A 24651-nucleotide genomic window follows, 5' to 3' on the forward strand; every position below is an offset into this window, starting at 1 on the left:
CATAAAAATTCAGCGCGTAAATACCAGGCCCCCATTTTAAGCCTTCGATGATTTACCGTTATCTAAAGGAGCAGCCCGGCGCTCCTTTTTTAATGCATATAAGGCAAAAAGCTATTAACTTACATAAGGTATGAGCCTGGTTGAAGAATTTATCGGAAACCAGTTTATATACACTGATAAACGAAATTGACATTTAGAACCTTTAACCGATAAACAATATGAAAAAAAGAAAAGATCCAGGGCCTGCCCTGGAGCCCGTACTCGGCGAAAAGGAAAGGATCATCGTAGTAGGCGGTTCTGCCGGTGGTATTAATGCACTAAGAGCTTTTGTTAAGGGACTCGCAGCGGATTTTATTTCCCCTGTTTTCATTGCCTGGCATATGTCGCCGGATGCCAGCGGCATACTGCCCGAATTATTGAGTACCCTAACTTCATTAAAAGTAGCACATGCGCTCGATTATGAGCCGATAGCGCCGGGACGCATCTATGTAGCGCCGCCCGATCATCACCTGTTGGTGGAGCAGGGGCATGTACGGGTGACCCGTGGTCCTAAAGAGAACCGCTTCCGGCCGGCGATAGATCCTTTGTTTCGTTCTGCTGCCTATGCTTATAGAAACCGTGTCATTGGTGTGATTGTTTCCGGGGCGTTGGATGACGGAGTAGCAGGTCTTTGGACGATCAAAAATAATGGTGGTATCTCCATTGTACAGGATCCCGCCGATGCCGATATCCCTTCTATGCCACAAAATGCTTTACGGGAGGCTCCTATAGATCATTGTGTACCTGCTGCAGATTTTCCTGCCTTATTATTGAAGCTTACCCAACAAAGAATGCCGGCGAGAAAACCAAAAATGGAACAGGCGCCGCTGGGTTTGGAAAAGGATATTGCTGGAGAACTAAAGGGTGCTGGTATGAAAGCCTTTAGCCTGGGAGAATTAAGTCCCTTTTCGTGTCCGGAATGCCATGGCGTACTGGCCCGTATTAAAGAAGGAAGTGTTATTCGCTTTCGTTGTCATACAGGTCATGCTTATTCTGCAGATACATTATTGTCGGGTCTGACAGAACAAATCGAACAGGAGTTGTACAGCGCTATGCGTGGGATGGAAGAAAGTATTTTGTTGCTGAATCATATGGGCGATCATTATGCAGAGGATAATGAGCCTGCAAAAGCCGCTTTCTGCTTCAGGAAAGCGAAAGAAGCGGAAGAACGTTCGCAACAGGTGCGTAATATTATCAACACCCAGGAGGCGCTTACCAGAGAGCGTATCACAGAAGCATTGAGTGTAGGGGAAAACAAAACGGCGTAATAAACCAGGTTCTGAACAGTTGGTTTTATATTGCGCATAAATAACCAATCATATTTAATTAAGCAGCATGGTAAATCCTCTCAACAGGCAGGAAGATAGTGATAAGACGGGCAGTAATAAGGGGTCGGATTCCTTTTTGGCAGTAGTGCTGGGCGCTGCAGCAGGAGGGCCCGACGCCCTGCTTGATTTTTTCAGGCATACGGCACCCGGTGATGCCTGTTATTTAATAGTAGCGCATCTGGACGCCGATGAAATTACTGCCCTGGCTCAATCTATAAAAATTGCAAGTTCTTTATCCGTAACATTGGCTAAAGGAAAGATCGGATTTGTTCCTAATCATATTTACATTTTTTCGCACCTGGATGGCTGGCGGCTGGAGGAAGACTTCCTGGTAGTAACACCCGAGTCTGCAAAAGAGCTGAACCCGATCGATCGTTTGATGGAACAGGTGGGATCCTTCTTCGGAATGAATGCTATTGGGGTGATCCTTTCAGGTAAAGGCTCCGATGGCGCTATGGGTATACGAAGCATTAAAAAAAGTGGCGGGGTTATTTTTGCGCAAAACCCAAGAGAGGCTAAAGAGAGTGAGATGTGTCGCAACGCTATCATCACAGAGTGTGTAGATGAAATACTATCTGCCGGCGAAATACCGGCCAGGATACATGCCATTAAAAAAGGTAACACACAGGTACAGGAACAGGCCGTTCCGGTAGCAGCTACCGAGCGGCAACAGCAGGCACTGGAGCAAATCTTCAACGAAATCATACACCATACGGGCCACGATTTTACCAACTATAAGAAACCTACCTTATTGCGCCGGATTGAGCGACGTCTTGCTGTACACCAATTGCCTGACCTGCCGGCCTACGCCGCCTTTATAGCAGATCACCCGGAAGAAGTAACTGCTCTTGTGAATGATCTGCTCATATCGGTTACCAGCTTTTTCAGGGATGCTAAAGCATTTGAAACCCTCGAACAGGAGGTGTTGCCGATGCTTTTGAAGTTGAAGAAAAAAGAAGAACCGTTGCGGATATGGGTACCTGGCTGCGCTACAGGTGAGGAAGCCTATACTATTGCCATTTTATGTGCCGAAAAAACAGCCGATATTAAAGACCAGCCCAAGATACAGATTTTTGCGACTGATATCGACACTGCAGCCATCAGCGCGGCCCGCGAAGGTTTATACACCGATAATGAATTATCCAATATGTTGCCCGAGCGGGTAAGGCGCTTTTTCACGAGGGAAGAGAATATGTTCCGCATCAGGCGCGAAATAAGGGAGACGATCATGTTCGCCAATCATAATTTCCTGAAAGATCCTCCCTTTTCACACCTCGACCTGGTGAGCTGCCGCAATGTATTGATCTATTTAGACCGGATTGCTAAAGACCGCGTGATCAATACCTTTCATTTTGCATTAAATCCCGGCGGATTCCTGTTATTAGGTTCTTCCGAGTCGGTGGATCCGGTTTCAGGCCTGTTCTCGATCTATAGCCGTGAACATCATATTTTTCAGAGTCGTCGCTCAGGAGGCCGTGTTTACGCGTCGGCAGAGCCCCGCGGCAAAACAGCGTTAAGCAGTATCACTACACTGGAGGCCGGCAAGCCGGACATGGATGCCGCCCAAGAACCTTTATCGATGGGCAGCCTGCACCTGCAGCTGCTGGAACAATACGCACCCCCATCCCTGCTGGTCAATGAAGAATATGACCTGGTACATCTTTCGGAAACTGCGGGGCGGTATCTCCAGATGTCGGGGGGGAATATCACCCGCAATCTGCTCAGGCTGATCCGTCCGGAACTGAGACCTGAATTAAGATCGGCCCTTTACCAGGCGGCACAACGTAAAACAGCTGTTGAGGCCAGGGGGCTGGAAGTAGATCTGGGAGATCGGAAGGAGACGGTCAATATTATAGTGAAGCCAATGGTAAATATGGAAAGCAGCCAGCCTTTCTTTCTTATCATCTTTGGCGTCGCAACCGATAAGGAGCAGGAGGTTGCCAGGATCACCGATGAGCCGGTGACTAAACACCTCGAAGATGAGTTAGCGAGGCTGAAAACCCAGCTGCGGTTTTCCAACGAGCAGCACGAGTTTCAGGCAGAAGAACTAAAAGCATCCAATGAAGAACTTCAGGCTATGAACGAAGAACTGCGTTCAGCAGCAGAGGAGCTGGAGACCAACAAGGAAGAACTGCAATCCATTAATGAAGAATTACGTACGGTAAACGAGGAACTGAAACTAAAAATAGGAGAGACCAGTCTTTTCGCCAACAATTTGCAGAACCTGATCAACTCTACTGATATTGGTACGATTTTTCTGGATAGAGGTTTCAGGGTAGCATTATTTACACCGGCCGCCCGCAATATTTTTAATCTGATACTTAGTGATTACGGGAGACCCATTACGGATATCACCAGCAGGTTGACCTATGGTGACCTGCTGAAAGATGCAGAAGCTGTATTGGATAAATTGACAATGGTAGAAAAGGAAGTGACTACAGCAGATAACCAGGTATACCTGATGCGTTTATTTCCTTACCGTACAACAGATGACCGGATCAATGGTATTGTTGTGACTTTCATTGATATCAGCACCCGCAAAATCGCCGAGGAGAAATTAAAAGAGACTATAGAAGAGCTTACCAGATTCAATAAGGCAATGATCAGCAGGGAAACCCGTATGATCGAATTAAAAAAAGAAGTAAATGACTTGAAGCGGCGGTTAGGTGAACCGGAAGTATATCGCTTCTCCATTGAAAACGACGCGGATGATGCAACAGAAACCTGACAGAAATAAAAATGAAGCAATATTGAGCGACCTGAAGGACGGTTGGCGCCTCGAGGAGCTTCAGAAGGCTAATCAGGAATTTAAAGAAGCCCGGCTGGCCGCCCTGAATCTTATGGAGGATGCTCTACTTTCGGAGCAAGCCCTTAGGCAATCTGAAGCCCGTTACCGCTTTCTCTTCGATAATATTGATCAGGGAGTGCAGATCTGCGAGTTGGTACGTAATGAAGCCGGTGGCGTTACCGACCTGCGGTCTATACATGTCAATCCGGCCTGGATGAATATTGCTGTTGGAGGACAGGGGATTGTAAAAGCTGCAGCGTCATTGCATGCGCAGGATCAGCCCTGGTTCCGGTATTGCGAGCAGGTTAAGGAAAACGGTGCACCGGCACGTTTCGAAACCAAAATGAGCGAAGAGCAGTGGCTGGATGTGTTTGTAACACAAATGGAAGGTGACCGGTTTATGATCCTGCTCACCGATATTACGGATCGAAAACGACACGATATCAACCAGTCTTTTCTGGCTTATTGCAGCGTGGCATTGCTAAAAGCCGCAAGTCTCAAGGATATGGTAGATGCGATCGGTGAAAATGCACATACTTATCTCGGGGCAACTGCCTGTACTTTTCTAAGGGTAGAAGAAGATCAGGATACCCTGCAACTGATAGCAGGGTGGGAAGAAGTATCACAGCCGTTGCCGGCGGGAATTTTACAGCTGTCTTCTCTGGTAAATCATAAGAGTCTGGGACAGCTTTCCCAGGCTATTCCGTTGATATTGCAGCAGGCAGGTGTGGAACCAACGGTGCCGACGAACCCGGCTCTGGGTTTGATGCGTACGGCTCTATACGTTCCCGTAGTAAGAGATCAACAGATCCGTTATATCCTCTGTATCTATCATACCAATCCCTATCATTGGTTCAACGACCAGGTTTCCTTGCTTACCGAACTTGCGGGCCGAGCCTGGAATAAACTGGCCCGGCTGGAAGCCGAAGATAAACTGAAAGCATCCGAAGAGAATTATAAGGCTATCGTGAACCAGAGCGTGTCTGGCATTTTTAAAATCAGCATAGAGGGGCAAATCCTTTTTACCAATGATTATTTCGCTAAAATGTTAGGATACAATAGGGAAGAGCTGCTACGGCTTACGGTCAAGGATATTGTGCATCCCAGCGACCTGGACAAAACCTTTGCGGGCTTTAACAGTATGATCGAATCGGGCCAACCTTTCGAAGTTGAGAAGCGGTTAACGAGAAGGGATCATTCTGTAATATGGGTAACCAACTATGCGGCACCCCTCTTCGATAGCCGGAAGCAAGTCGTAGGCGCCCTGGTGGTTTCGGTAGACATCAGCCGGCAAAAGGCAGTAGAGCAGCAAAAAGATGAGTTTATCAGTATTGCCAGCCATGAATTAAAAACGCCCTTAACCAGTGTAAAGGCTTTTGGCCAGCTGGTGCAGCAAACCTCAAAAGAAGGCAATGCAGAAGAACTGGCTGATATGATCAGCAGGATGAACCTGCATATCGACCGGTTGGTAAACCTGGTGGGTACCATCCTGGATACTACTAAACTTGAGCGACAGGAGTATTCCGTAAACCTCGAAAAACTGGATATCAACGAATTGATCAGTGAAAAAGTAAAAGAAAATCAGCTGGCCGCGCCTCATTTCCGCTTTGTTTTTAATCCCTGCGAAAGGGCCTGGATCTATGGCGATAAAATATCGCTGGGTCAGGTATTAAATAATCTCATTTCCAACGCAGTCAAATACTCTCCTCACGGCAGTACTATTACAATTGATTGCGGGTATTTGGAAAACACAATCAAGGTATGTGTAACCGATGAAGGAATAGGTATTTCAGAAAAAGACCAGGAAAAGATTTTTGATAAATATTATCGCTCGGTGGGATTGTTGGAGTCGGGCAGGTCGGGCATAGGGTTGGGGCTATACCTGTGTGGTGAAATTATCAGGCGCCATAACGGCGTAATAGGGGTTTCAAGTATCCTTGGCACCGGCACAACTTTTTATTTTACCATCCCGTCTATTAATTAAAATAGAGCATGAAAAAGATTGTATTTGTAGAGGATGATCTGGGGATTCTTGAAGTAGCCCGGTTTATTTTTGAAAAGGCCGGTTATTCGGTTTCGCTATATGGGTCAGCAGAAAATTTGCTGGCTCAATTGAACCATGAGCCGGATATTTTTATATTGGATAAGCAGTTGCCTGACATGGATGGGCTCGAACTCTGTCGCAGGTTGAAAGCTAACCCTCGTACCAGTGCTATCCCTGTTCTTATGTTATCCGCCAATCCGCAAATAAAAACTCTTGCATCGAACGCGGGTGCTGATGCCGTTATGGAAAAACCTTTCGAAATAAAAGAACTGCTCATGTTGGTAGCAGACCTAACAGCCCGGGTCAAACAACCACTTTAATTGTGGTTATTATTCTACATAATGTAGAATAAAATTCGTATTCAATAGCCTGTTTTTGAATATATCCTTTTTATTGAAGTGCTATATAGTGGTTTGCCTTTGAACATTTTACATATGGCTGAAAGGCATGTATTTTGTTAAGAAAGGATAATCGGAGGATCAGGCTACCGTTAAAATTGTTTAAAATTCCGCGGCCGCTCATTCTGCATTAATTTAAACAAAACCTTTATGAAGAGATTCCTTTCTAATACAGATATTGACAATGAAAATGCAAAACCACCGGTACAAAAAGTTTGCTTCACTGCTAATAGTATTCATTACCTGGCTACTATGCATCTGCCAGTTAACCTGGACGAGTGGGAGTGGCATGAGGAAATGATTGATGGTGCGCGAACTTTTGTAATTACTGATAAGAAGTCCACTGAAGAAAACAAGCCTGTTTCCTTCAGGAACTAAAATACTATGTTAAGACTGACCGGATTTCTTTTCCAGGTTCAATTTATTGTAAAGTGTTTTACGATCTATATTAAGTAGCGCTGCTGCCTTAGTTTTATTGTACTGCACGCGCTTCAGCACTTCCATGATCTTGCGGTATTCCGCTTTTTGTGAAGCATTCTTCAAATCATGATCGGTAACAATATCCGATTCGGGAACCTCTGCCTTTTCCACCTGTGCCGACATCGCAAGTTGATTCAACTCCCGCTCGACAAGGAGTTCAGATATAGCATGACCTGCCGGTGTAAGCAGACAAATGCGTTTGATAAAATTTTTAAGCTCTCTAACGTTGCCGGGCCATGAATAGTTGCCCAGCATTTCAATACAGGAAGGTGTGGGGCGGAGTATCTTTTTATCAAGATCTTTTTCTGCCATAGCAATAAAAGACTCCACGAAAAGTCCCAAATCATCTTTCCGCTCTTTCAATGGCGGTATTACTATTGTAAACTCATTCAGGCGGTGAAAAAGATCTTCGCGGAAACGTTGCTCCCTTACAAGGTCATACAGGTTTTTATTGGATGCTACAATAATGCGGGTGTTGACCGGTTTTTCATTACTGCCACCTACCTTGCGGATATGTTTTTCCTGTATGGCTCTTAATAACATAGCCTGTACATCATAAGACAGGTTGCCGATTTCATCAAGGAATAAAGTGCCTCCGTCAGCCATTTCAAATGCGCCGGTTTTGTTTTGTATTGCGCCGGTAAACGCGCCTTTTTCATGGCCGAATAGTTCACTGGCAGCAAGCTCTTTTGACAGGCTGCCGCAATCTACCGCTACAAAAGGGCCATGCGCTTTTTTACTTTCCAGGTGTATTTGCCTTGCCAGCCGTTCTTTACCTGTACCGGTTTCACCGCAAATGATTACACTATAATTCGTGGGCGCTATCAAACTTACATTGCTATATAGCATTTCTGATGCAGAGCTGACTCCCTTTACATAAGAATCACCATCAGCCTGTGAAGCGTTCCCGGAGGCTGTTTCAGGTGCTTCGTTCGACTCAAAAGCATATTGCATCAATTCCAGTATTTTCTCCGGAAATAAAGGCTTTTCCAGGTAGTAAAAAGCGCCTGCCTTCATCAGGTCAACGGCTATCTGCACGCTGGCATGGCCTGTTATAAATATAACAGAGGTTTTAGGTTGTATACGCTTGATCTTTTCAAACATTTCTTTACCACGTATATCTGTCAGGATATAATCGCAAAAGATCAGATCAAATTTTTTTTCCTGTATCAGGTTAAGCGCTTCTTTTCCTGACAAACTGGTGTCGGTAAGATAGTGATGTTTCTTCAAAAAAGAGGCGAGTAAGTTACACGTCGACGGGTCATCGTCTATGATGAGTATTCTTTTCATTCCGGGCGGTTTGGTACAACATTAGAGTAAGGGACTGTAAATAAGTCAAAAAAAACGGCTTTAACAAGCAAAGTTTTATTAAAGCTGTTTAAAATGTATAAATGTGGAATTTTATGCACAAGTTGTAGATAATTTACCATAAATGTAACTCTTTTTTGTTGGCATCATATTCTTAGTATTTTTACGGACAAATCTAAACATGGCTTACAGGACAGACCCCTTACTGGTGACTTTATTTCATGACGTAAAAAATTGCCTGAATAATATAGCAATTGCTACTGCTTTACTGGAAGAGGACGAAATAAGCAGTGAAGACAGGCAAAAATATACTGCTGAGATCAGGAAAAACTACACACAGATCAAGACCATGTTAGGTAATTTTATGGAAGACTAGCTAACCCCTTCTTCCGGACGAATAACTTCCTATGACAGGATGCTAAACAAAATCCTGTTAGTAGACGGGTGGGCGCGGTATGAGGAAATATTTTCGCTGATGTAGAAGGTCGTGCACAGCCCCATATATCCTAAATGCCTGTAGCTGATAATTCGAATTCTCATTTGATTTATTTACAGTTAGTTAACTACATGCCCGCTGATAGGCGCTTAAGGCATAGGAATTGACGTTACCATAGCAGTGGATGCTATTGATACATTCCCTCTTCCTTATTCAATTTTATTAACTAAATCGGATGACCATCATCCGACACCCCCCTTTATGAATCAAAAGATAGATTTAATTGTGTTCTCTCACCTGCGATGGTATTTTGTATACCAGCGGCCACAGCACCTGATCAGCAGGTTTGCTCAAATGTATCGTACCATTTATATCGAAGAGCCGGTCTTTAAAAATGGCGACAATGGCTACTCAATTTGCTACGACCAGTCAGGTGTTTTGGTGATTACACCCGAAATGAACCATGCACACGATAGTGATACAGACGCGGTGATGACGAAAATTCTTCAACAAATATTTCAGGACCTCGCTGTTAGGAAATATATAATCTGGTATTATACACCGATGGCATTGCCTTTCACCAGGCACCTGGATCCAATGCTAACGGTGTACGATTGTATGGACGAACTGTCGGCTTTTAAGTTTGCGCCTCCTGCCTTACTTGAACTGGAGAAAGAATTGTTATCAAAGGCAACACTTGTTTTTACCGGTGGCCGTAGTTTATATGAGCATAAGCGGGCGCAATCATCGGCTCCGGTTCATTGTTTCCCTAGCAGTATAGATAAAAGTCATTTCAATAAGGCACGCTTGCTACAATCAGATACCGATGACCAGCATCATATTCCGTTTCCACGTTTTGGATTTTTTGGTGTAATTGATGAACGTTTCGATATAGATCTGATCGATGCGGTAGCTGCACAAAAAACCGAGTGGCAATTTATATTAATTGGCCCGGTGGTTAAGATCGATGAGGCTACATTACCCAGGAGGAACAATATTCATTACCTGGGCCCGAAAAAATATGAAGAGTTACCTGCTTATATCAGTAGTTGGGATGTGGCGATATTGCCTTTTGCTGTTAATGAATCCACCCGCTTTATCAGCCCCACCAAAACACCCGAATACCTGGCGGCAGGAAAGCCGGTTATTGCCACACCTATACGCGATGTAATAGATCCGTATGGAACATTGGGATTTGTAAAAATTGTGTATGATGTGGCATCATTCATAGCCTACGGGGAGGAGGAGCTTGCTACTAAAGATATGCACAAGTGGCAGCGGATTGATGCCTACCTGGATACAATGTCGTGGGACAGTACCTGGAATGAAATGCACCATCTTATTATTCAATCTATGAAACAAAATAAAACCTTATCGTATGTTTGATTACCTTATTGTTGGATGTGGCTTTGCAGGCAGCGTACTGGCAGAGCGATTAGCTTCGCAGCTAAATAAGAAAGTATTAATTATTGACCGCCGCAATCATATAGCGGGAAATGCCTATGATTACTATAACGAGCATGGTATACTGGTGCATAAATACGGCCCCCATATCTTTCATACCAATTCAAAAGAGATATTTATGTACCTCAGTCGTTTTACGCAATGGCGGCCTTATGAGCATCATGTACTCGCCAGTGTAGACGGGCAACTGGTACCCATCCCCATTAACCTGAATACGATTAATGCCCTTTATAACCTGGACCTCGATACTTCATCTGTAACCGATTATTTAAAAAGCCGGTCGGAGAATATAAGTCCGGTGGCTACTGCAGAAGACGTAGTGGTAAATAGCGTAGGGAAAGACCTGTATGAGAAGTTTTTTAAAACTTATACAAAGAAGCAATGGGATATGGATCCTTCTGAGCTGGATCCTTCCGTGACTGCAAGAGTGCCTGCCCGCAATAACCGGGATAACCGTTATTTTACCGATACTTATCAATCGATGCCCTTGCACGGATATACCGCCATGTTTAATAACATGCTGTCTCATCCTAATATCCAGATCATGTTGAATGCAGATTTTAAGGATATCAAAAACAGTATCCCCCATAAAGCCACCATTTTTACTGGTCCCATCGATTACTTCTTTGACTATTGTTATGGCAAGCTGCCTTACCGGTCTATTGATTTTGCTTTCGAAACTTTGGAAACCGAAAACTTCCAGGCTTGTGGAACGGTCAACTATCCTTTAACGCAGTTGTACACGCGTATCACTGAGTTTAAAAAATTAACGGGACAGATACATCCTAAAACAACGGTGGTCTACGAATATCCTACAGATAAGGGAGATCCGTACTATCCTATCCCTAAAAAAGAAAATCAAAGTTTATATAACAGGTACAGGGATCTGGCGCTGTCTTTTCCCAATGTGTATTTTACCGGCAGGCTGGGTACTTATAAATATTATAATATGGACCAGGTGATAGCGCAGTCGCTGGCATTGTTTAAAAAAATTGCATCATCTGACAGGTTGCCTTTGGAAGGTGTAACGAATGGCCGCCTCAACCATACCGTTAACGGACATAATCATTAGCCAATGGTTGATAATAATCCATTTGTCAGTTTCTGGATGGCAGGATACGAATCTTGCGATATGATCAACCGCCATGGGGACAGGGTAGACTTATTGTACCTCACGGGACATCTTGACAAACTGGAAGAAGATTACCGGCTCCTGGATGATTTTGAAATGAGGTCGGTAAGGGAAGGCATCCGCTGGAGTACAGTGGAATCTTCACCAGGTATTTACGACTGGCAGGCGGTGAGCATGATTATACAAGCCGCTGTTAAAAGCGGTAAGCAAATATTGTTTGATCTCTGTCACTTTGGTTTCCCATCTGATCTTACACCGTTTCATCCACATCTTACTATGCGGTTTGTGGCGCTATGCCGTTCTTTCGTAACGGTGTATCGCAGTATTCAACCACAAGGGCCACTGATTATGACACCTATCAATGAAGTGAACTTTATTGCCTGGTTGGGCGGAGAAGTTGCCGGTACAACTCCTTATTGTTCAGGTAAGGGCTGGGATGTAAAATACCACCTGATGCGGGCTTTTATTGAAGGTGTAAAAGCAATGAAGGAAATGGATCCACAGGTATTGATCATGACTGTAGAGCCATTGGTGAACATTGCTGCAGACGAAACGGATACGGAAGCGTTGAGTGTGGTGGAGATGATGAATGGATTCCAGTTTCAGACGCTTGATATGCTTTGCGGGTTGATATGCCCCGAGTTGGGCGGCCGGCCTGAATATTTGGATATTATAGGTCTGGACTATTATTATAATAGCCAGTGGTCGTATCCGCTCCATCGCAGGCTGGATTGGAAAAGGCATGGGGAAGAGCCGGGTTACCGCTGCTTAAGTGAACAGGTCAGCGATGTTTACGAAAGATATAAAAGGCCGGTAGTTATTACAGAAACCAGTCACCCGCTGGAAGATCGTCCGTTATGGATCAAACACATTACTGCCGAATGTGTCAGGATACTGGCAGCTGGTATTCCTCTTTGGGGCATCTGTATCTATCCGGTTATAGACCGTCCCGATTGGGATTATCCGGGTATATGGCACCGGTCGGGGATATGGGATATAGACGAAACGAGTGATCAGCTGGACCGCGTTTTGTATGAGCCTTATGCGGCGGCTATCAAGGAATGCCAGCAGCAGATCGCATTGTTGACGAATGCTAAACAAACCTTGAATGTTAAAAATTGGTGTCTCCCTGCCGGCTTCCAATGAAATTTGAATACAGATACTATGGTCTCGTTTTTGAATAGTATTCATGGATGACCGCCTTCTCAACTCTAAACAAAATAAAAACCTTTAATTGTACACTATGAACAGCTACACATTAATTACCGGTGGATCGCAGGGGATTGGCCTTTCCCTCGCCAGACAATTTGCGCAAAACGGCTATAACCTGATCCTGGTAGCGAGAGATCCTTCCGAACTGGAAGAAGCATCGGCTGCCCTTTCGTTTTATGGCGTCGATATTATTACGATAGTTAAGGACCTATTCAACAAGGATGCCGCTCATGAGCTATATAACGAAGTGATAAAGCAGGGGTTGCAGGTAGATATATTGGTGAATAATGCCGGGCAGGGCCAATATGGTTTATTTGAAGATACCGAGATCGGGAGAGAACTGGCCATTATTCAATTAAATATATGTTCACTGATAGTGCTTACCAAATTTTTCCTGAGAGATATGTTGCAGAAAGGGAACGGGAAAATATTGAACCTGTCATCTATTGCCGGTAAAACCCCGGGGCCCTGGCAGGCCGTTTATCATGGAACCAAGGCCTTTGTTCAATCCTTTACCCAGGCTTTAAGAAGCGAAGTAAAAGACCAGGGTATAATAGTAACAGCGTTGTTACCTGGTGCCACAGACACAGATTTCTTTAATAAAGCGGGAATGAATGATTCAAAAGCCGTTGAGGACAAGGATAAGCTGGCCGACCCTGAAGAGGTTGCAAAAGATGGATATAGTGCGTTAATGGAAGGAAAGGACCAGGTGATATCTGGCTTTAAAAACAAAATGAATGTAGCAATGAGTAATATCATGCCCGACAGTGCTGCAGCAGATAACATGAAAGACACGCAGGAACCTGTAGATCGGTAGGCGATTTTCAGGTATGTTTAAAGTTCAGGAATAATGTTCCTGGACTTTTTTATATATAGAGTTAATTGTACATCCAGGAAAAATGTTCGGTGCTTAGAAAGAAAATCATGCACAGATCCATGAGGCCGGCCATACTAAATGCAAATACAAGGTGGGCTACAAAAACGGTAGATAGAAAAGTAGGGTACGAGATGAAGGTCCTGAGTGGATGATTGCTTAATGTCAGGAACCATACAGTAACTGCTATCAAGCCGGCTATAGTTCCGAATACAAGTACTGTTGTGTAACTATGTGCCAGCCAGCCTTGTTGCCATAGTAAGAGGTATAGTGCTACGAAGCCTACACCAATCAGGTAATGTGTAATATTTCCCCAGGCCAGTACCTGGGTTTGACTGGCTGCTGCAGCAGGCTTAAGCCGGGTGTTAATAAAAGTACCCAGCAGCCAGGGGATGGATTTCCGTTGCCGGTATCCTATTAGCTGTACAAATACAGTCATAACAAAAGTGCTGAGCAGGCCAATGATGAGGGCTATCAAAATTAACATGTTAGTATCAGGTCAAAATGAATGCCAATACAACGCATGGCTATATTTTACACAGCATTTATTGTGGTCTGAATTTTGAAACCTGCTTATTATGAAAAATAAAATAAAAGATGCTACACTAAGGAATCAAACGGTTGTAATTACCGGTGCATCGAGTGGAATAGGTAAAGCTACCGCTATCGCTTTCGCCCGTGAAGGTGCCGATCTGGTATTGGCCGCACGCGGCCTTCAGGGTTTGGAGGAAACTGCGTCAATGTGCAGGAAAAGTGGCGTGATGGTGAAGGTGGTTGCAACTGATATGTCGGATGCCAAACAGGTACAGCAGTTGGTGAAGGAGGCTTTATCCATAAACGGGTATATCAAATGCTGGGTCAATAATGCCGGGGTCTTATCTTTTGGAAAATTTGAAGAAACGCCGGTTGAAGTGATCGGTCAGGTAATCAAAACGAATCTCCTGGGCTATGTGTACGGAGCCCGGGCCATATTGCCGGTGTTTAAGCAGCAGGGTGAGGGTGTACTCATCAACAATATCTCTATTGGCGGATGGATGCCGGCGCCCTACGGTACTGCTTACACCGCATCGAAGTATGGCATAAGGGGATTGGTAGAAGGTTTGCAGGCTGAAGTGGCCAATGAGCCGCATATTCATATTTGTGCATTATATCCGGGCTTTCAGCGTTCGGCTGGTATTGGTCATGCTGCTAATTACTCCGGTATACGGTTAAGCACACCGCCCCCCGCTTTCAATCCACGCCGGTTGGCCTATGCAATGGTACAAATGGCCAAACACCCGGTAGCTGCTGCTTATCCCGACTGGTTTGGATTACTGTTTAAAAGATTGTACCAGGTTTGTCCCGCCGTAATCCGTACTGTATCTTCTTTCGCTATGCGGGGGGCGATGAAGTGGGCTAATAAAACGGAACATACCGATGGCATTGTATTATATCCTTCCAAGGGTTATAACGGTATTTATGGGAAAACCCTGTTGTCGACTTCGTTACCTTTGCCGAAGCGTATGGTGGTGACGGTCTTAGGTATTACTGCAATGAGCATCTGGCTGGCTTCACGTAGCCGACGAGTCAAATAATAGCGTACAGTCTGCCGGGACCTGTATATCCGGTTTATTCCTTATAATACACACTTCCCCGGCACAGCCGGGGCTTAGTGTGGAGAGGTAGTATTTAAAGGCTGCTTATTCGGTAGCTGCCTGTGAGTTTACAAAATCTTCTGCTATTTCGGTTAAAGTTTCATCTGTCGTTTTTTCATTCACTAATGTACGTTCTAATAATTCGGCAACCTCAGTATGTCCCATGTTTCTTGCGAAAGTTTTTAAAGTACCATAGGTAGCTATTTCATAATGTTCAACCTTTTGAGCAGCCAATATCAACGCAGCATCACGGGTATAACTATTTTTTTCAGTATCGCTGATGATTTCCTCTGCTTCTTGGATCAGACCTTCCATAGCCTTACATTTTTTACTGTCTGATTCCTCATCCAGGAGATCGAAAATTCGTTCGAGGTTTTCGATGTGCAACTGCGTATCGCTGGCGTGTTTATAAAAGGCAGCCGCCAGCTCCTCGCTGGTGCTTGCCTCCTGCATTTTAGGCAGTGCTTTTACCAGTGATAGTTCCGCGCCATAGATATCCCTTAGCTCTTCTACAAAGAATTGGTGAAATTCGCTGTTTTGCATGTCTGAAAATTTGTTAGGAATTGTCATAGTATTTGTTTTATAGATCAATAATGATTCTGAAAATAACCGTCAAATATCTGTATCCGCTATCCAGTTTAGTTTTCCAATATCCGGCATCCCGTTCTACCTGCTTCTCAACAGGCTGTCGATACGCTGTGCTTCTGCCAGGTGATGCTCAAGGATGGGTATTTTTGAGGTAGCCCAATTGCGTAGTTCTGCATCTTTACTCTCTTTCGACTGTTCGCGGAAGGCCTCAATGTCTTCTTTGTGGTCTTTGATCATAAAAGAAATGTACTCCCTGTCAAACTCGTTGGCTTTTTTCGAATTAAGTTCATCATACTTCTTTTGTTTGTCTTCCCCTAAAGCAGCCGGTAAGCTGATGTTCCTGGTTTGAGCTAAAGATTCCAGCTCTTTATTAGTATCCGAGTGATCTCCTACCATCATAGCGCCGAAGCTTTTAACTTCCCTATGTACTGCTTTATTCTGAGCCAGCCTGCCCAGCTCCGCTTCCATCATTCCACCCTCTGCAGCCTTCAAAGCAAATTCAGCATCATCTTCTATTTTGGTGTTGTTAAACCGGGCCTCGTTTTGGTCTTCAGCCAGGTCTTTCGGGTCATTATTTTGCTGTCTGTTTTCACAGGCCGCAATACATAATGCCAGTATAAAGTATATGGTAATGAACTTCTTCATAATGCTGCTATTTAATGAACAAAACGACCAATCGCTATATAGTCTCAATCGCCGTGCCGGTAACATACAGGCAAACTTTAAATAGCTTCGGCCTCAGTTATTTACCATATTTAGAATTATCTGCGGTATTGGTATAATGAAAAAGCTGTGGCAAAAGCGTGAAAAAAAAAGTACATATTGTAGCAAATAATTCCGCGATACTACAGGGTGCATATGTCCGGTATTTCCGGGCATTGCGCAAACACTCAGCTAATCATTATATAGTCTGTGATCATTCCCATAGTAAATAGTCGTTTATTCTACAGCTAATGAGGTTTGATTATACACATTATAAAATTGATATAGGAGATAGCTGCAGATTTTCAAGTGTAGCGTAAAATATTATTAGTTTTATTGATTTTAATAGTAATATATTTATTTTAGCAGCCACGCCATCATTGTAAATAGCTAACAGATACGGGCCGTGAGGCGTTTTTTTAAAGACTGTTCATTTTCTGAACTTGTAAAATATACCTGATTCATGAAAAAAAATATTACATTACTATTATTGATCCTGTGTATTTCAGGTTGTGGTCTGGAAGAACGAAAAAAAGAACTGGATGAACGGGAATTACGGGTTGCAGAGCGGGAACGAATGGTAATACTTAAGGAAAAAGAATTACTATTATTTGAAGATAGCCTCAAACGAAATATGGTTTTAAAAGATTCATCATTGTTATTGGCAGATAGCAGTTCATTACCTTTACCCGACTCACTTTCAGGGGCGTGGGATGTAACGATGCTCTGCACTAAAACCAATTGCAGCGGTTTTGCAGTGGGAGATACGCGTAAAGAAACCTGGTTATTTATTAAAAGGGACGAGGCGGTAAGTGTACGGGCCATGCAGGGAGAAAAACTGATCAGGGTTTATGTAGGTACCTTTAAGGGAGAGGGGTTCCAGCTCTCTGTACCACCTACAGCTACAGATTCTCTTTCGTCTTCCATGACAGTAGACCTGCGTCTTGAAAACATCAATAAACTCTCAGGGGAGCGGGTCATCCGCCAGGCTGACGGGTGCAGTTCTTTTTTCAAAGTAGACGTAACGCGCTCTGCTGTTTCTAAAACTAACCTGTAAAATTGATACTGAACAATATGCTATTGAATATTGCTGATCTCAGTTTGCCTATATCCGATCCCATCTTAAGATACCTGATTGTGATATTGATTGTGTTGTTGGCGCCAATTTTATTAAACAAATTGAAGATACCGCATTTGATCGGATTAATCATTGCAGGTGCATTGATTGGTCCTAACGGCTTTGGTGTGTTAGAACGTGATAGCAGTATTGTGGTGTCGGGTACTACCGGCCTGCTGTATATTATGTTCCTGGCGGGATTGGAAATAGACCTTATAGAGTTTAAAAAAAATAGATGGAAAAGTATTGGATTCGGTTTGTATACTTTCTGTATTCCTATGATTATCGGTACTTTTTCGAGCTATTATATACTTCATTTCGACTGGATGACTTCTGTATTATTGGGAAGTTTGATTTCTTCACACACCTTACTGGCTTATCCCATCGCCAGCAAGTTGGGGATCACCAAAGATAAATCGGTAAATGTAACAGTGGGAGGTACCATGATCACCGATACCTTAGCACTGCTGGTGTTGGCTGCTATAGTTGGTATGACCAAGGGTGATGTGGGAACGGCGTTTTGGATGCGCCTGAGTTTGTCGATATTGGCATTTGGTCTTATCGTATTATTAGTATTCCCTGTAATCGCCCGTTGGTTTTTTAAGGTAGTCAGCGATAAAATATCACAGTTTATTTTTGTAATGGTAATGGTGTACTTCGGCGCTGTGCTTGCTGAACTCGCGGGAGTAGAGGGAATCATCGGAGCATTTTTAGCAGGCCTGGCATTAAACAGGCTGATACCGCATACATCCCCTTTAATGAACCGCGTGGATTTTGTAGGCAATGCCTTATTTATACCATTCTTCCTCATTAGCGTAGGCATGCTGATCGATTTCAGCGTGTTTATCAAAAGCGTGGGAACTCTAAAAGTAGCCGCAGTGCTTACTTTGGGCGTAATCGCCGCTAAATGGCTGGCTGCATGGGCCACCGCCAAAACATTTAGAATGAGCCGCAGTCAGCTGCGTGTTATTTTTGGACTAAGTGTAGCGCAGGCCGCGGCCACACTGGCGGCCGTGATGGTGGGGTATAATATTGTTATTTCCGAAACTCCTGATGGTATACCCATAAGGTTATTAAATGAAGATGTATTGAACGGGTCTATATTAGTTATATTGATTACCTGTACCCTGGCTTCATTCGTTACGCAGAAAGCAGGCAGACAATTGGCTGCAGAAACGGAAGCTGGTAAAGATCAACCGGATATAGCAGATGCTGACGGGATGAACATACTGATAGCCGTCAATACACTTGCCAAAACGGAACAATTGGTTCAATTAGCTTTAAATATTAGACGGCATAACCCGTATGATAAAATGTATGCGCTGAATATTATCAACAAACAGGAAGCGCCGGATGAATCAGATAAAAATGCCAGGAAAATGTTGCACCTGGCTACACAAACCGGCGCATCGGCCGATATTGAAATTGAAGAAGTAATCCGCTATGATACAATCATAAATGGCATTAGCGGTGAAGTAAAAGCAAAAAAAATCACCGACCTCATTATGGGCTATAGCACAAAGCCTTACAGCTCAGACAAAAGTTTTCATTTGATCAATGGAATATTAACCAACGAGCTGATCACCACTTACGTATATAACCCCGTGCAGCCTATTTCAACTATCAAGAAGAATATTGTGGTCATACCGCCTGATGCCGAAAAAGAAAGCGGATTTTTTTATTGGTTGTCAAATCTGTGGACGCTGGCAAAAAATTGCGGAGGTGGCGTGAAGTTTTTTGCAGCAAAGGAGCTGGAACCTGTTTTTAAAACGCTCAATGAATTAAATCCCATCAGTTATAGCTTTTCTGAATTTATCCGCTGGGAAGACCTGCTGGTTTTAAGCAGGGAAGTGGCTCCTAATGATCTGCTCACATTTGTACTCAGCCGTAAAGAAGGTATTTCACACAATCCTCATATGGATAAGGTCTTTTCTTACCTGGATAAATATTTCAGGCAGAATAACTTTTTGCTGATCTACCCTTCGCAAAAAAAAGCAGAGGTACAGGATGATTTTTTTGCAGGTGCTCATAACCATATCCTGGATGGATCCGTAGATATACAGGGACTGGGTAAAGAGATTGAAAAACTATTCACCAGAAAGTGATTTCATTGTAGTGACGCTGCTCCAACCCCTTAATCTGAATAGGTTTGCAGCTGTTTCCGGTATTTGATAAGAATGGTAGGTTTGGAGATAAACCCAATGAACCTTCCGTCCGGATCCAATACCGGCAGATGCCAGGCATCCGTTTGGTCAAATTTCTGCACAACTTCTACCATATCTTGGCCTTCATGTATCAACGCTGGCGGCTCTTTCATGATATTCGCAATACTATACGACTCAGGATCTTTCGAAAAAATTACCGGCTTCAGGTCATCCAGTGTCAGCATTCCGGTAAATTTCTGCTGATCATCAACAATGGCAAATACATTTTTACTTCCTGTTTTTACCATACTTAGTAATTGGTTGATTGTTGCATTAATGGTAATAATTTGTGGGTTAGCATCTATCACATCAGCTACCTGTAACCTGGTGATGAGATTTTTATCATGCTCCCGGGTAAATATTTTTCCTTCGTCGGCGAGTTTTTTCAGATCCGGAGAGATTGGCGAGAATCTTTTGGCTACCAGGAATGAAATCACCGAAACGATCATCAGTGGAATAAAGAGGTCATAACCGAAACTGGATTCCGCAATCAGGAAGATAGCAGTAAGCGGAGCGTATAAGGCGCCACTCATAACGCCTGCCATGCCCGCTAGTACCAGGTTGGTTTCGGGTACATCACTCAGGCCAACCAGTTTACAAACCTGCGCAAAAAGATAGCCAAGGGTGCCGCCTGCAAAAAGGGAGGGTGCAAAATTACCTCCATTACCGCCGCTAAAAATAGTCATAGGCGTAGCAAATGCCTTCAATAAGCAGATCAATGCCAGGAAGATAATCACGGTCCAGTCCTTGAACTCGAAATACCTAAAGAAGCTATTGTGAATGACAAATTCAACATGCCCGTTGGTAAACGATTTGATGGAATCATATCCTTCACCGAATAAAGGTGGTAAAGCCACACAAAGTATGGATAGCACAATTCCGCCCAACATGGCTCTTCTCATTTTGGATAAATGAAGCCTGGCAATAAAATGCTCTACTTTCTGCGCCACCACAACAAAATACCGGGCATAGAGCGCTGTAAGCAAACCCAGCGCCAGGTAAAAAGGTGTATTATGGTAATTAAATGGTTCGCGGGTATGGAAACGAAAAAGCACATCTTCCTGCAAAAGCACTTTAGATACCAGGCTGCCACAAATGGCCGCTACAACCAGGGGAACAAAATCTGAGAATACAACGCCCGTTAAAAGTATTTCAAACGCAAACATAATTCCCGCAATGGGGGCATTGAAAGCGGATGCAATACCGGCTGTTGCACCCGCAGCAAGCAGCAGCGTTCGTTCCTTATAATTAAGTTTATAGGTTTGCGCAAAGTTGGAGCCGATAGCTGACCCCGTAACCGCTATCGGGCTTTCCAGTCCTGCTGATCCGCCAAGTCCCACGGTGACGGCGCTTTGCACGACCTGCGAATACATTTTTACCGACGAAACAATGCTGGAGTTTTGCGCAATTTCATAAAGAATAGCACCAATACCTTTCCGGTCCTGACCTTTAAAAAAAGTAAGTACAATGGCCGTGGTGAGCACGATGCCAAGAAATGGAAAAATGATATAAAATAGTACCTGGTATTCGAAATGTATTTTATGGCTGATAAGATAGTGAATATAATGAACCAGTGATTTCAATGCAACACCTGCGAGGCCTGCAGTACATCCTACCAGCATCCCCGAAAGAATAAGGAACTGGGTACGGTTCATACGGCTTTTAAGCCAGAATAAAATCACCTCGTAGCTTTTTACTTTGCGGAGACTGTATCTCGTTAAGTCTCTTTTAAACTTTAAAAAGCTATGATATTTTCTTAAGTAACTTTTACGCACGGGTTCCTGTTTTTGATCTTCAATGGGTCAAAGGTATTAAAGAGCGCACCAGGATAAAAGAATATTTCTTTATCAGGCAGAAGTTGACAGGAAACTGCTACTCATTTGCGGGCGCTGATGGGGCACTGGGTGCTCATTATGTAGCTGCTAGCGCTTATTACAGGTCCTGGTATTATTCCTGATTAGGAGTATTTCTTTCTTTTTCTTTTAAGCGGTTCCGTATCTAATAGCTTCATAAGCAGGCGGCTGGTTTCATGTGGCGATGGGATAGGAATTGAAAAGCTTTAACTGGTTGGAGTAAAATCAACAACTGCCTGCCGTGGCATTAAATTGGTTCCCGTTGAATGTTTCACGGCCAGGAAATTTAATTCATCATTTAAAATTCAACATTATGTCTAATCATTCTGAAGGGAAAGTAGCAGAAGCTATAGAAAATCAAACAGCGAAGTTACCTTCTGATGCCTATTTATGGGCTTCTGTTGCTGCAATGGTCACTTCACTGGCGTTTAAGATGCTTAAACAAAATCACCGGGCTTTATTTATCGGCCAATGGGCTACTTCATTTTTGCTATTCGGAATTTATAACAAGATCGTTAAAACCCAGGGCTCTGATTAATAAATTCCGCAGGTATCTGTAACATTAAGGTTCTTCTCAGAACCTTTTTTCATGCCTGCTACCTCAACTTCACGTAGATGGAACCCATGGAACAGCTTTGTAGACAAGATACCACAGCGTTTGGAAAAACGGCCACATAATCTTTGCAGGAAGTGCTTCTATACGCTTTAAAAGCACATGGCTTCATATTTGACACCGCTTCAACCATGATGATCCTACCTCAGAATAAGATCAGGATTTTTACCTGGCATGTACACGGAAGTTATCTCTATTATTTATCGCAGGGACCTTTTGAAATTTTTATACCGGTTAATGCGGCGCGAAGTGAAGGCTACTACGGACGAGGTAACACGTTCCCTTTTGGAACCAATGTGCATGAAGTGCCTGTAGATGAACTAAAAGATCTTTGCTTTGATGTACTCTTATTTCAATCCTTTAAAAATTATCAAAAAGATCAGTTTGAAGTACTTACAGTTAAACAGCGTAATGCACCCAAGATATACCTTGAACATAATACCCCTCATGGCACCGCTGTTACCACACGTCATTATGTGAACGATGCGGACATCCTTCTGGTGCATGTAACCCATTTTAACCGGCTGATGTGGGACAATGGACAAACGCCCACCACAGTAATTCCCCATGGTGTAACAGATGGTAAAGTTCCGTACAGTGGCAATTATGAAAAAGGATTTGTAGCTATTAACCACCTGCCACACCGGGGGCGTGTATTGGGCTGGGATATATTCCGCAAGGTGAACCGGACGATTCCACTAGACCTGGCTGGTATGGGAAATGAAGGACACGGCATCGGGGAAGTGCTGCATCCCCGGTTACCCGAAGTGAGAGCACAGTATCGCTTTTTTTTCCACCCGGTGCGGCATACCAGCCTCGCTCTGGCGGTATGTGAAGCTATGATGGCAGGTGTTCCGGTTGTCGGATTGGCTACTACCGAATTGGTAACCGCTATCAATAACGGTGTAAACGGATGGATGCATACCAATATTGATGTACTCATAGATAACATGAAAGGCTTACTAAAAGATCGCATCAAAGCCAAAAAAATGGGAAGAGCCGGACAGGAAACTGCTATGGAATTATGGAATATACAACAGTTTTCAAAAAGATGGCAACATGCTTTCGAGCAAGTGTTAGCTTCACAAAAACAACCTCTAAACCTTGTACAATAATTTAAAAATAAGATTATGAATAAGCGTATTGCATTGATAAGCGATCATGCCTCTCCACTCGCCGCCCCCGGTAGTGTCGATAACGGCGGACAAAATATTTATGTAAAAGAACTCGCGATAGAATTAGCCATGCAGGGCTGCATCGTAGACATCTATACCCGCTGGGAAAATAGTGCTTTACCCCAGGTACTAAAATCGAGCAAAAATATCCGCCTGATTCACATAAAAGCCGGCCCTAAAAAATGCATTCCTAAAGAGCAGTTAGTGCCCTATCGGGAATCATTTGCTGAGAACATGATTACTTTTATGAAGATATATGGCATCCGCTACGATGTGGTGCATGCCAACTTTTTTATCAGTGCCTATGTCGCCATGCGTATTAAAGAAAGAATGGCTATACCCTATGTTATTACTTTCCATGCTTTGGGAAAAGTACGCAGGCTGCACCAGGGCAATAACGATCTCTTCCCGCCGGAACGTATCCAAATGGAACAACTTGCCATCAACCAGGCTGATGCAATCGTCGCCGAATGCCCGCAAGACCGGCAGGATCTCCTGGAACACTATGATGCGCCGGCCGACAAGATCACGGTTATACCTTGCGGTGTGAATATAAAAACCTTTTTCAATACGGGTAAAAAACCTTCGCGGGCTCGTTTGCATATACCCGCCGATGATTTTGTAATACTGCAGCTGGGCCGTATGGTGCCCCGCAAAGGCATCGAAAACGTGATCCGTGCAACCGCCGTCGCCGTGAAAAAAGGGGTCAAATGCCATCTGGTTATTGTTGGCGGCACCGCAGCAAACGATGCAGAGCACCTGCGCCTTAAAAAGCTTTGTGAAGATCTGCACATAAATGACATAGTGAGTTTTGTTGGCCAGCAGGAACAAATGGAGTTAAAATACTATTATTCTGCAGCAGATGTATTTGTGTCTACGCCCTGGTACGAGCCTTTCGGTATTACGCCGTTGGAAGCTATGGCCTGTGAAACGCCGGTGATAGGATCACGGGTGGGAGGAATTCAATTTAGTGTAAAAGAACCGGAAACCGGCTTATTGGTTGATCCTGAACAACCGCAGGCAGTGGCCGAAATTTTCGAAGATCTGAGTCGTAACAATCATCTGTTGGATCAAATGGGAAAAAATGGTTTGGAAAGAGTAAAATTGATGTTTACCTGGAAACGCATTGCACACGAAATGCAATTGATGTACGAGATGGTATGCCCCACTGCAGTTACAGAAATTTCTTTTCCTGTTCAGAACCGGCAGGTTCAATATGCAGGTATTCCTTTATTTAAGAGTTGATCACATTGTCCATGCAC

At 43.8% G+C, this 24651-nt stretch carries 21 protein-coding genes; 16 read left to right on the plus strand and 5 right to left on the minus strand.

The annotated features are described in order from the left end of the window. Positions 1-218: 218 nt before the first annotated feature. The 5 genes from U0035_RS22115 (at position 219) to U0035_RS22135 (ending at position 6975) form a co-directional block, all read left to right on the plus strand. A complete protein-coding gene (locus U0035_RS22115; RefSeq protein WP_114791136.1) occupies positions 219-1307 on the plus strand; it encodes a chemotaxis protein CheB in 1089 nt (362 codons plus the stop codon). A gap of 67 nt (positions 1308-1374) precedes the next feature. Continuing rightward, on the plus strand, positions 1375-4095 hold the full coding sequence (locus U0035_RS22120) for a CheR family methyltransferase (protein ID WP_114791137.1): 2721 nt from the start codon (positions 1375-1377) through the stop codon (positions 4093-4095). After that, complete coding sequence (locus U0035_RS22125) at positions 4076-6139, plus strand: ATP-binding protein (protein ID WP_114791138.1); 2064 nt, start codon at positions 4076-4078, stop codon at positions 6137-6139. The genes U0035_RS22120 and U0035_RS22125 overlap by 20 nt, the downstream gene beginning before the upstream one ends. Positions 6140-6147: 8 nt before the next feature. Then, positions 6148-6519 carry a response regulator transcription factor gene (locus tag U0035_RS22130; protein ID WP_114791139.1) on the plus strand — a complete coding sequence of 124 codons (372 nt, stop codon included), beginning with the start codon at positions 6148-6150 and terminating at the stop codon, positions 6517-6519. Positions 6520-6747: 228 nt separating this feature from the next. Then, positions 6748-6975, plus strand: coding sequence for a hypothetical protein (locus U0035_RS22135; RefSeq protein ID WP_114791140.1), 228 nt, complete (start codon positions 6748-6750; stop codon positions 6973-6975). 9 nt (positions 6976-6984) lie between these two features. On the opposite strand, the gene U0035_RS22140 is transcribed toward U0035_RS22135, so the two are convergent. Then, positions 6985-8367, minus strand: a complete 1383-nt coding sequence (locus U0035_RS22140) for a sigma-54-dependent transcriptional regulator (RefSeq protein WP_114791141.1) — start codon at positions 8365-8367, stop codon at positions 6985-6987. A 199-nt stretch (positions 8368-8566) separates the two neighbouring features. Here U0035_RS22140 and U0035_RS22145 point away from each other — a divergent pair, with 199 nt between their 5' ends. From U0035_RS22145 to U0035_RS22165, 5 genes are all read left to right on the plus strand, one after another. Further along, positions 8567-8761, plus strand: a complete 195-nt coding sequence (locus U0035_RS22145; protein ID WP_114791142.1) for a hypothetical protein — start codon at positions 8567-8569, stop codon at positions 8759-8761. Positions 8762-9082: 321 nt separating this feature from the next. After that, positions 9083-10207, plus strand: coding sequence for a glycosyltransferase (locus U0035_RS22150; protein ID WP_114791143.1), 1125 nt, complete (start codon positions 9083-9085; stop codon positions 10205-10207). Further along, complete coding sequence (gene glf, locus U0035_RS22155; protein ID WP_114791144.1) at positions 10200-11357, plus strand: UDP-galactopyranose mutase; 1158 nt, start codon at positions 10200-10202, stop codon at positions 11355-11357. The genes U0035_RS22150 and glf overlap by 8 nt, the downstream gene beginning before the upstream one ends. A gap of 3 nt (positions 11358-11360) precedes the next feature. Further along, positions 11361-12563, plus strand: a complete 1203-nt coding sequence (locus U0035_RS22160; protein ID WP_114791145.1) for an amine oxidase — start codon at positions 11361-11363, stop codon at positions 12561-12563. Positions 12564-12660: 97 nt separating this feature from the next. Continuing rightward, on the plus strand, positions 12661-13446 hold the full coding sequence (locus U0035_RS22165; RefSeq protein WP_114791146.1) for an SDR family NAD(P)-dependent oxidoreductase: 786 nt from the start codon (positions 12661-12663) through the stop codon (positions 13444-13446). A 61-nt stretch (positions 13447-13507) separates the two neighbouring features. On the opposite strand, the gene U0035_RS22170 is transcribed toward U0035_RS22165, so the two are convergent. Then, on the minus strand, positions 13508-13981 hold the full coding sequence (locus tag U0035_RS22170; protein WP_162817876.1) for a DUF2938 domain-containing protein: 474 nt from the start codon (positions 13979-13981) through the stop codon (positions 13508-13510). A 100-nt stretch (positions 13982-14081) separates the two neighbouring features. Here U0035_RS22170 and U0035_RS22175 point away from each other — a divergent pair, with 100 nt between their 5' ends. Next, positions 14082-15077: an SDR family oxidoreductase gene (locus tag U0035_RS22175; protein WP_114791148.1), complete on the plus strand. Its 996-nt coding sequence runs from the start codon at positions 14082-14084 to the stop codon at positions 15075-15077. Positions 15078-15182: 105 nt separating this feature from the next. On the opposite strand, the gene U0035_RS22180 is transcribed toward U0035_RS22175, so the two are convergent. Together U0035_RS22180 and U0035_RS22185 are read right to left on the minus strand one after the other, a co-directional pair. After that, complete coding sequence (locus U0035_RS22180; protein ID WP_114791149.1) at positions 15183-15707, minus strand: YciE/YciF ferroxidase family protein; 525 nt, start codon at positions 15705-15707, stop codon at positions 15183-15185. A gap of 96 nt (positions 15708-15803) precedes the next feature. Further along, positions 15804-16370 carry a DUF4142 domain-containing protein gene (locus U0035_RS22185; RefSeq protein ID WP_162817877.1) on the minus strand — a complete coding sequence of 189 codons (567 nt, stop codon included), beginning with the start codon at positions 16368-16370 and terminating at the stop codon, positions 15804-15806. Positions 16371-16890: 520 nt separating this feature from the next. Between U0035_RS22185 and U0035_RS22190 the strand changes: the two genes are divergently transcribed. Together U0035_RS22190 and U0035_RS22195 are read left to right on the plus strand one after the other, a co-directional pair. After that, the gene (locus U0035_RS22190; RefSeq protein ID WP_114791151.1) at positions 16891-17484 is read left to right on the plus strand and encodes a hypothetical protein; all 594 of its coding nucleotides are present in this window, start codon (positions 16891-16893) and stop codon (positions 17482-17484) included. Positions 17485-17501: 17 nt separating this feature from the next. Next, positions 17502-19649: a cation:proton antiporter gene (locus tag U0035_RS22195; protein WP_114791152.1), complete on the plus strand. Its 2148-nt coding sequence runs from the start codon at positions 17502-17504 to the stop codon at positions 19647-19649. A gap of 29 nt (positions 19650-19678) precedes the next feature. Here U0035_RS22195 and U0035_RS22200 read toward each other — a convergent pair whose 3' ends face one another. Further along, on the minus strand, positions 19679-21523 hold the full coding sequence (locus U0035_RS22200) for a chloride channel protein (protein WP_114791153.1): 1845 nt from the start codon (positions 21521-21523) through the stop codon (positions 19679-19681). A 391-nt stretch (positions 21524-21914) separates the two neighbouring features. Here U0035_RS22200 and U0035_RS22205 point away from each other — a divergent pair, with 391 nt between their 5' ends. The 3 genes from U0035_RS22205 (at position 21915) to U0035_RS22215 (ending at position 24634) form a co-directional block, all read left to right on the plus strand. After that, complete coding sequence (locus tag U0035_RS22205) at positions 21915-22139, plus strand: hypothetical protein (RefSeq protein ID WP_114791154.1); 225 nt, start codon at positions 21915-21917, stop codon at positions 22137-22139. A 152-nt stretch (positions 22140-22291) separates the two neighbouring features. After that, complete coding sequence (locus tag U0035_RS22210) at positions 22292-23329, plus strand: glycosyltransferase family 4 protein (RefSeq protein WP_245957748.1); 1038 nt, start codon at positions 22292-22294, stop codon at positions 23327-23329. Between the two features lie 15 nt (positions 23330-23344). Continuing rightward, positions 23345-24634, plus strand: a complete 1290-nt coding sequence (locus U0035_RS22215) for a glycosyltransferase (RefSeq protein WP_114791156.1) — start codon at positions 23345-23347, stop codon at positions 24632-24634. The last annotated feature ends 17 nt before the right edge of the window (positions 24635-24651 follow it).

The organism is Niabella yanshanensis (assembly GCF_034424215.1).
In the GTDB taxonomy this organism is placed as follows: domain Bacteria; phylum Bacteroidota; class Bacteroidia; order Chitinophagales; family Chitinophagaceae; genus Niabella; species Niabella yanshanensis.

What these genes read in the sequence shown, in the direction of transcription:
- U0035_RS22115 (WP_114791136.1), top strand. Translation starts at nt 219, where the DNA reads ATGAAAAAAAGAAAAGATCCAGGGCCTGCCCTGGAGCCCGTACTCGGC.
- U0035_RS22120 (WP_114791137.1), top strand. Translation starts at nt 1,375, where the DNA reads ATGGTAAATCCTCTCAACAGGCAGGAAGATAGTGATAAGACGGGCAGT.
- U0035_RS22125 (WP_114791138.1), top strand. Translation starts at nt 4,076, where the DNA reads ATGATGCAACAGAAACCTGACAGAAATAAAAATGAAGCAATATTGAGC.
- U0035_RS22130 (WP_114791139.1), top strand. Translation starts at nt 6,148, where the DNA reads ATGAAAAAGATTGTATTTGTAGAGGATGATCTGGGGATTCTTGAAGTA.
- U0035_RS22135 (WP_114791140.1), top strand. Translation starts at nt 6,748, where the DNA reads ATGAAGAGATTCCTTTCTAATACAGATATTGACAATGAAAATGCAAAA.
- U0035_RS22140 (WP_114791141.1), bottom strand. Translation starts at nt 8,367, where the DNA reads ATGAAAAGAATACTCATCATAGACGATGACCCGTCGACGTGTAACTTA.
- U0035_RS22145 (WP_114791142.1), top strand. Translation starts at nt 8,567, where the DNA reads ATGGCTTACAGGACAGACCCCTTACTGGTGACTTTATTTCATGACGTA.
- U0035_RS22150 (WP_114791143.1), top strand. Translation starts at nt 9,083, where the DNA reads ATGAATCAAAAGATAGATTTAATTGTGTTCTCTCACCTGCGATGGTAT.
- glf (WP_114791144.1), top strand. Translation starts at nt 10,200, where the DNA reads ATGTTTGATTACCTTATTGTTGGATGTGGCTTTGCAGGCAGCGTACTG.
- U0035_RS22160 (WP_114791145.1), top strand. Translation starts at nt 11,361, where the DNA reads ATGGTTGATAATAATCCATTTGTCAGTTTCTGGATGGCAGGATACGAA.
- U0035_RS22165 (WP_114791146.1), top strand. Translation starts at nt 12,661, where the DNA reads ATGAACAGCTACACATTAATTACCGGTGGATCGCAGGGGATTGGCCTT.
- U0035_RS22175 (WP_114791148.1), top strand. Translation starts at nt 14,082, where the DNA reads ATGAAAAATAAAATAAAAGATGCTACACTAAGGAATCAAACGGTTGTA.
- U0035_RS22180 (WP_114791149.1), bottom strand. Translation starts at nt 15,707, where the DNA reads ATGACAATTCCTAACAAATTTTCAGACATGCAAAACAGCGAATTTCAC.
- U0035_RS22185 (WP_162817877.1), bottom strand. Translation starts at nt 16,370, where the DNA reads ATGAAGAAGTTCATTACCATATACTTTATACTGGCATTATGTATTGCG.
- U0035_RS22190 (WP_114791151.1), top strand. Translation starts at nt 16,891, where the DNA reads ATGAAAAAAAATATTACATTACTATTATTGATCCTGTGTATTTCAGGT.
- U0035_RS22195 (WP_114791152.1), top strand. Translation starts at nt 17,502, where the DNA reads ATGCTATTGAATATTGCTGATCTCAGTTTGCCTATATCCGATCCCATC.
- U0035_RS22205 (WP_114791154.1), top strand. Translation starts at nt 21,915, where the DNA reads ATGTCTAATCATTCTGAAGGGAAAGTAGCAGAAGCTATAGAAAATCAA.
- U0035_RS22215 (WP_114791156.1), top strand. Translation starts at nt 23,345, where the DNA reads ATGAATAAGCGTATTGCATTGATAAGCGATCATGCCTCTCCACTCGCC.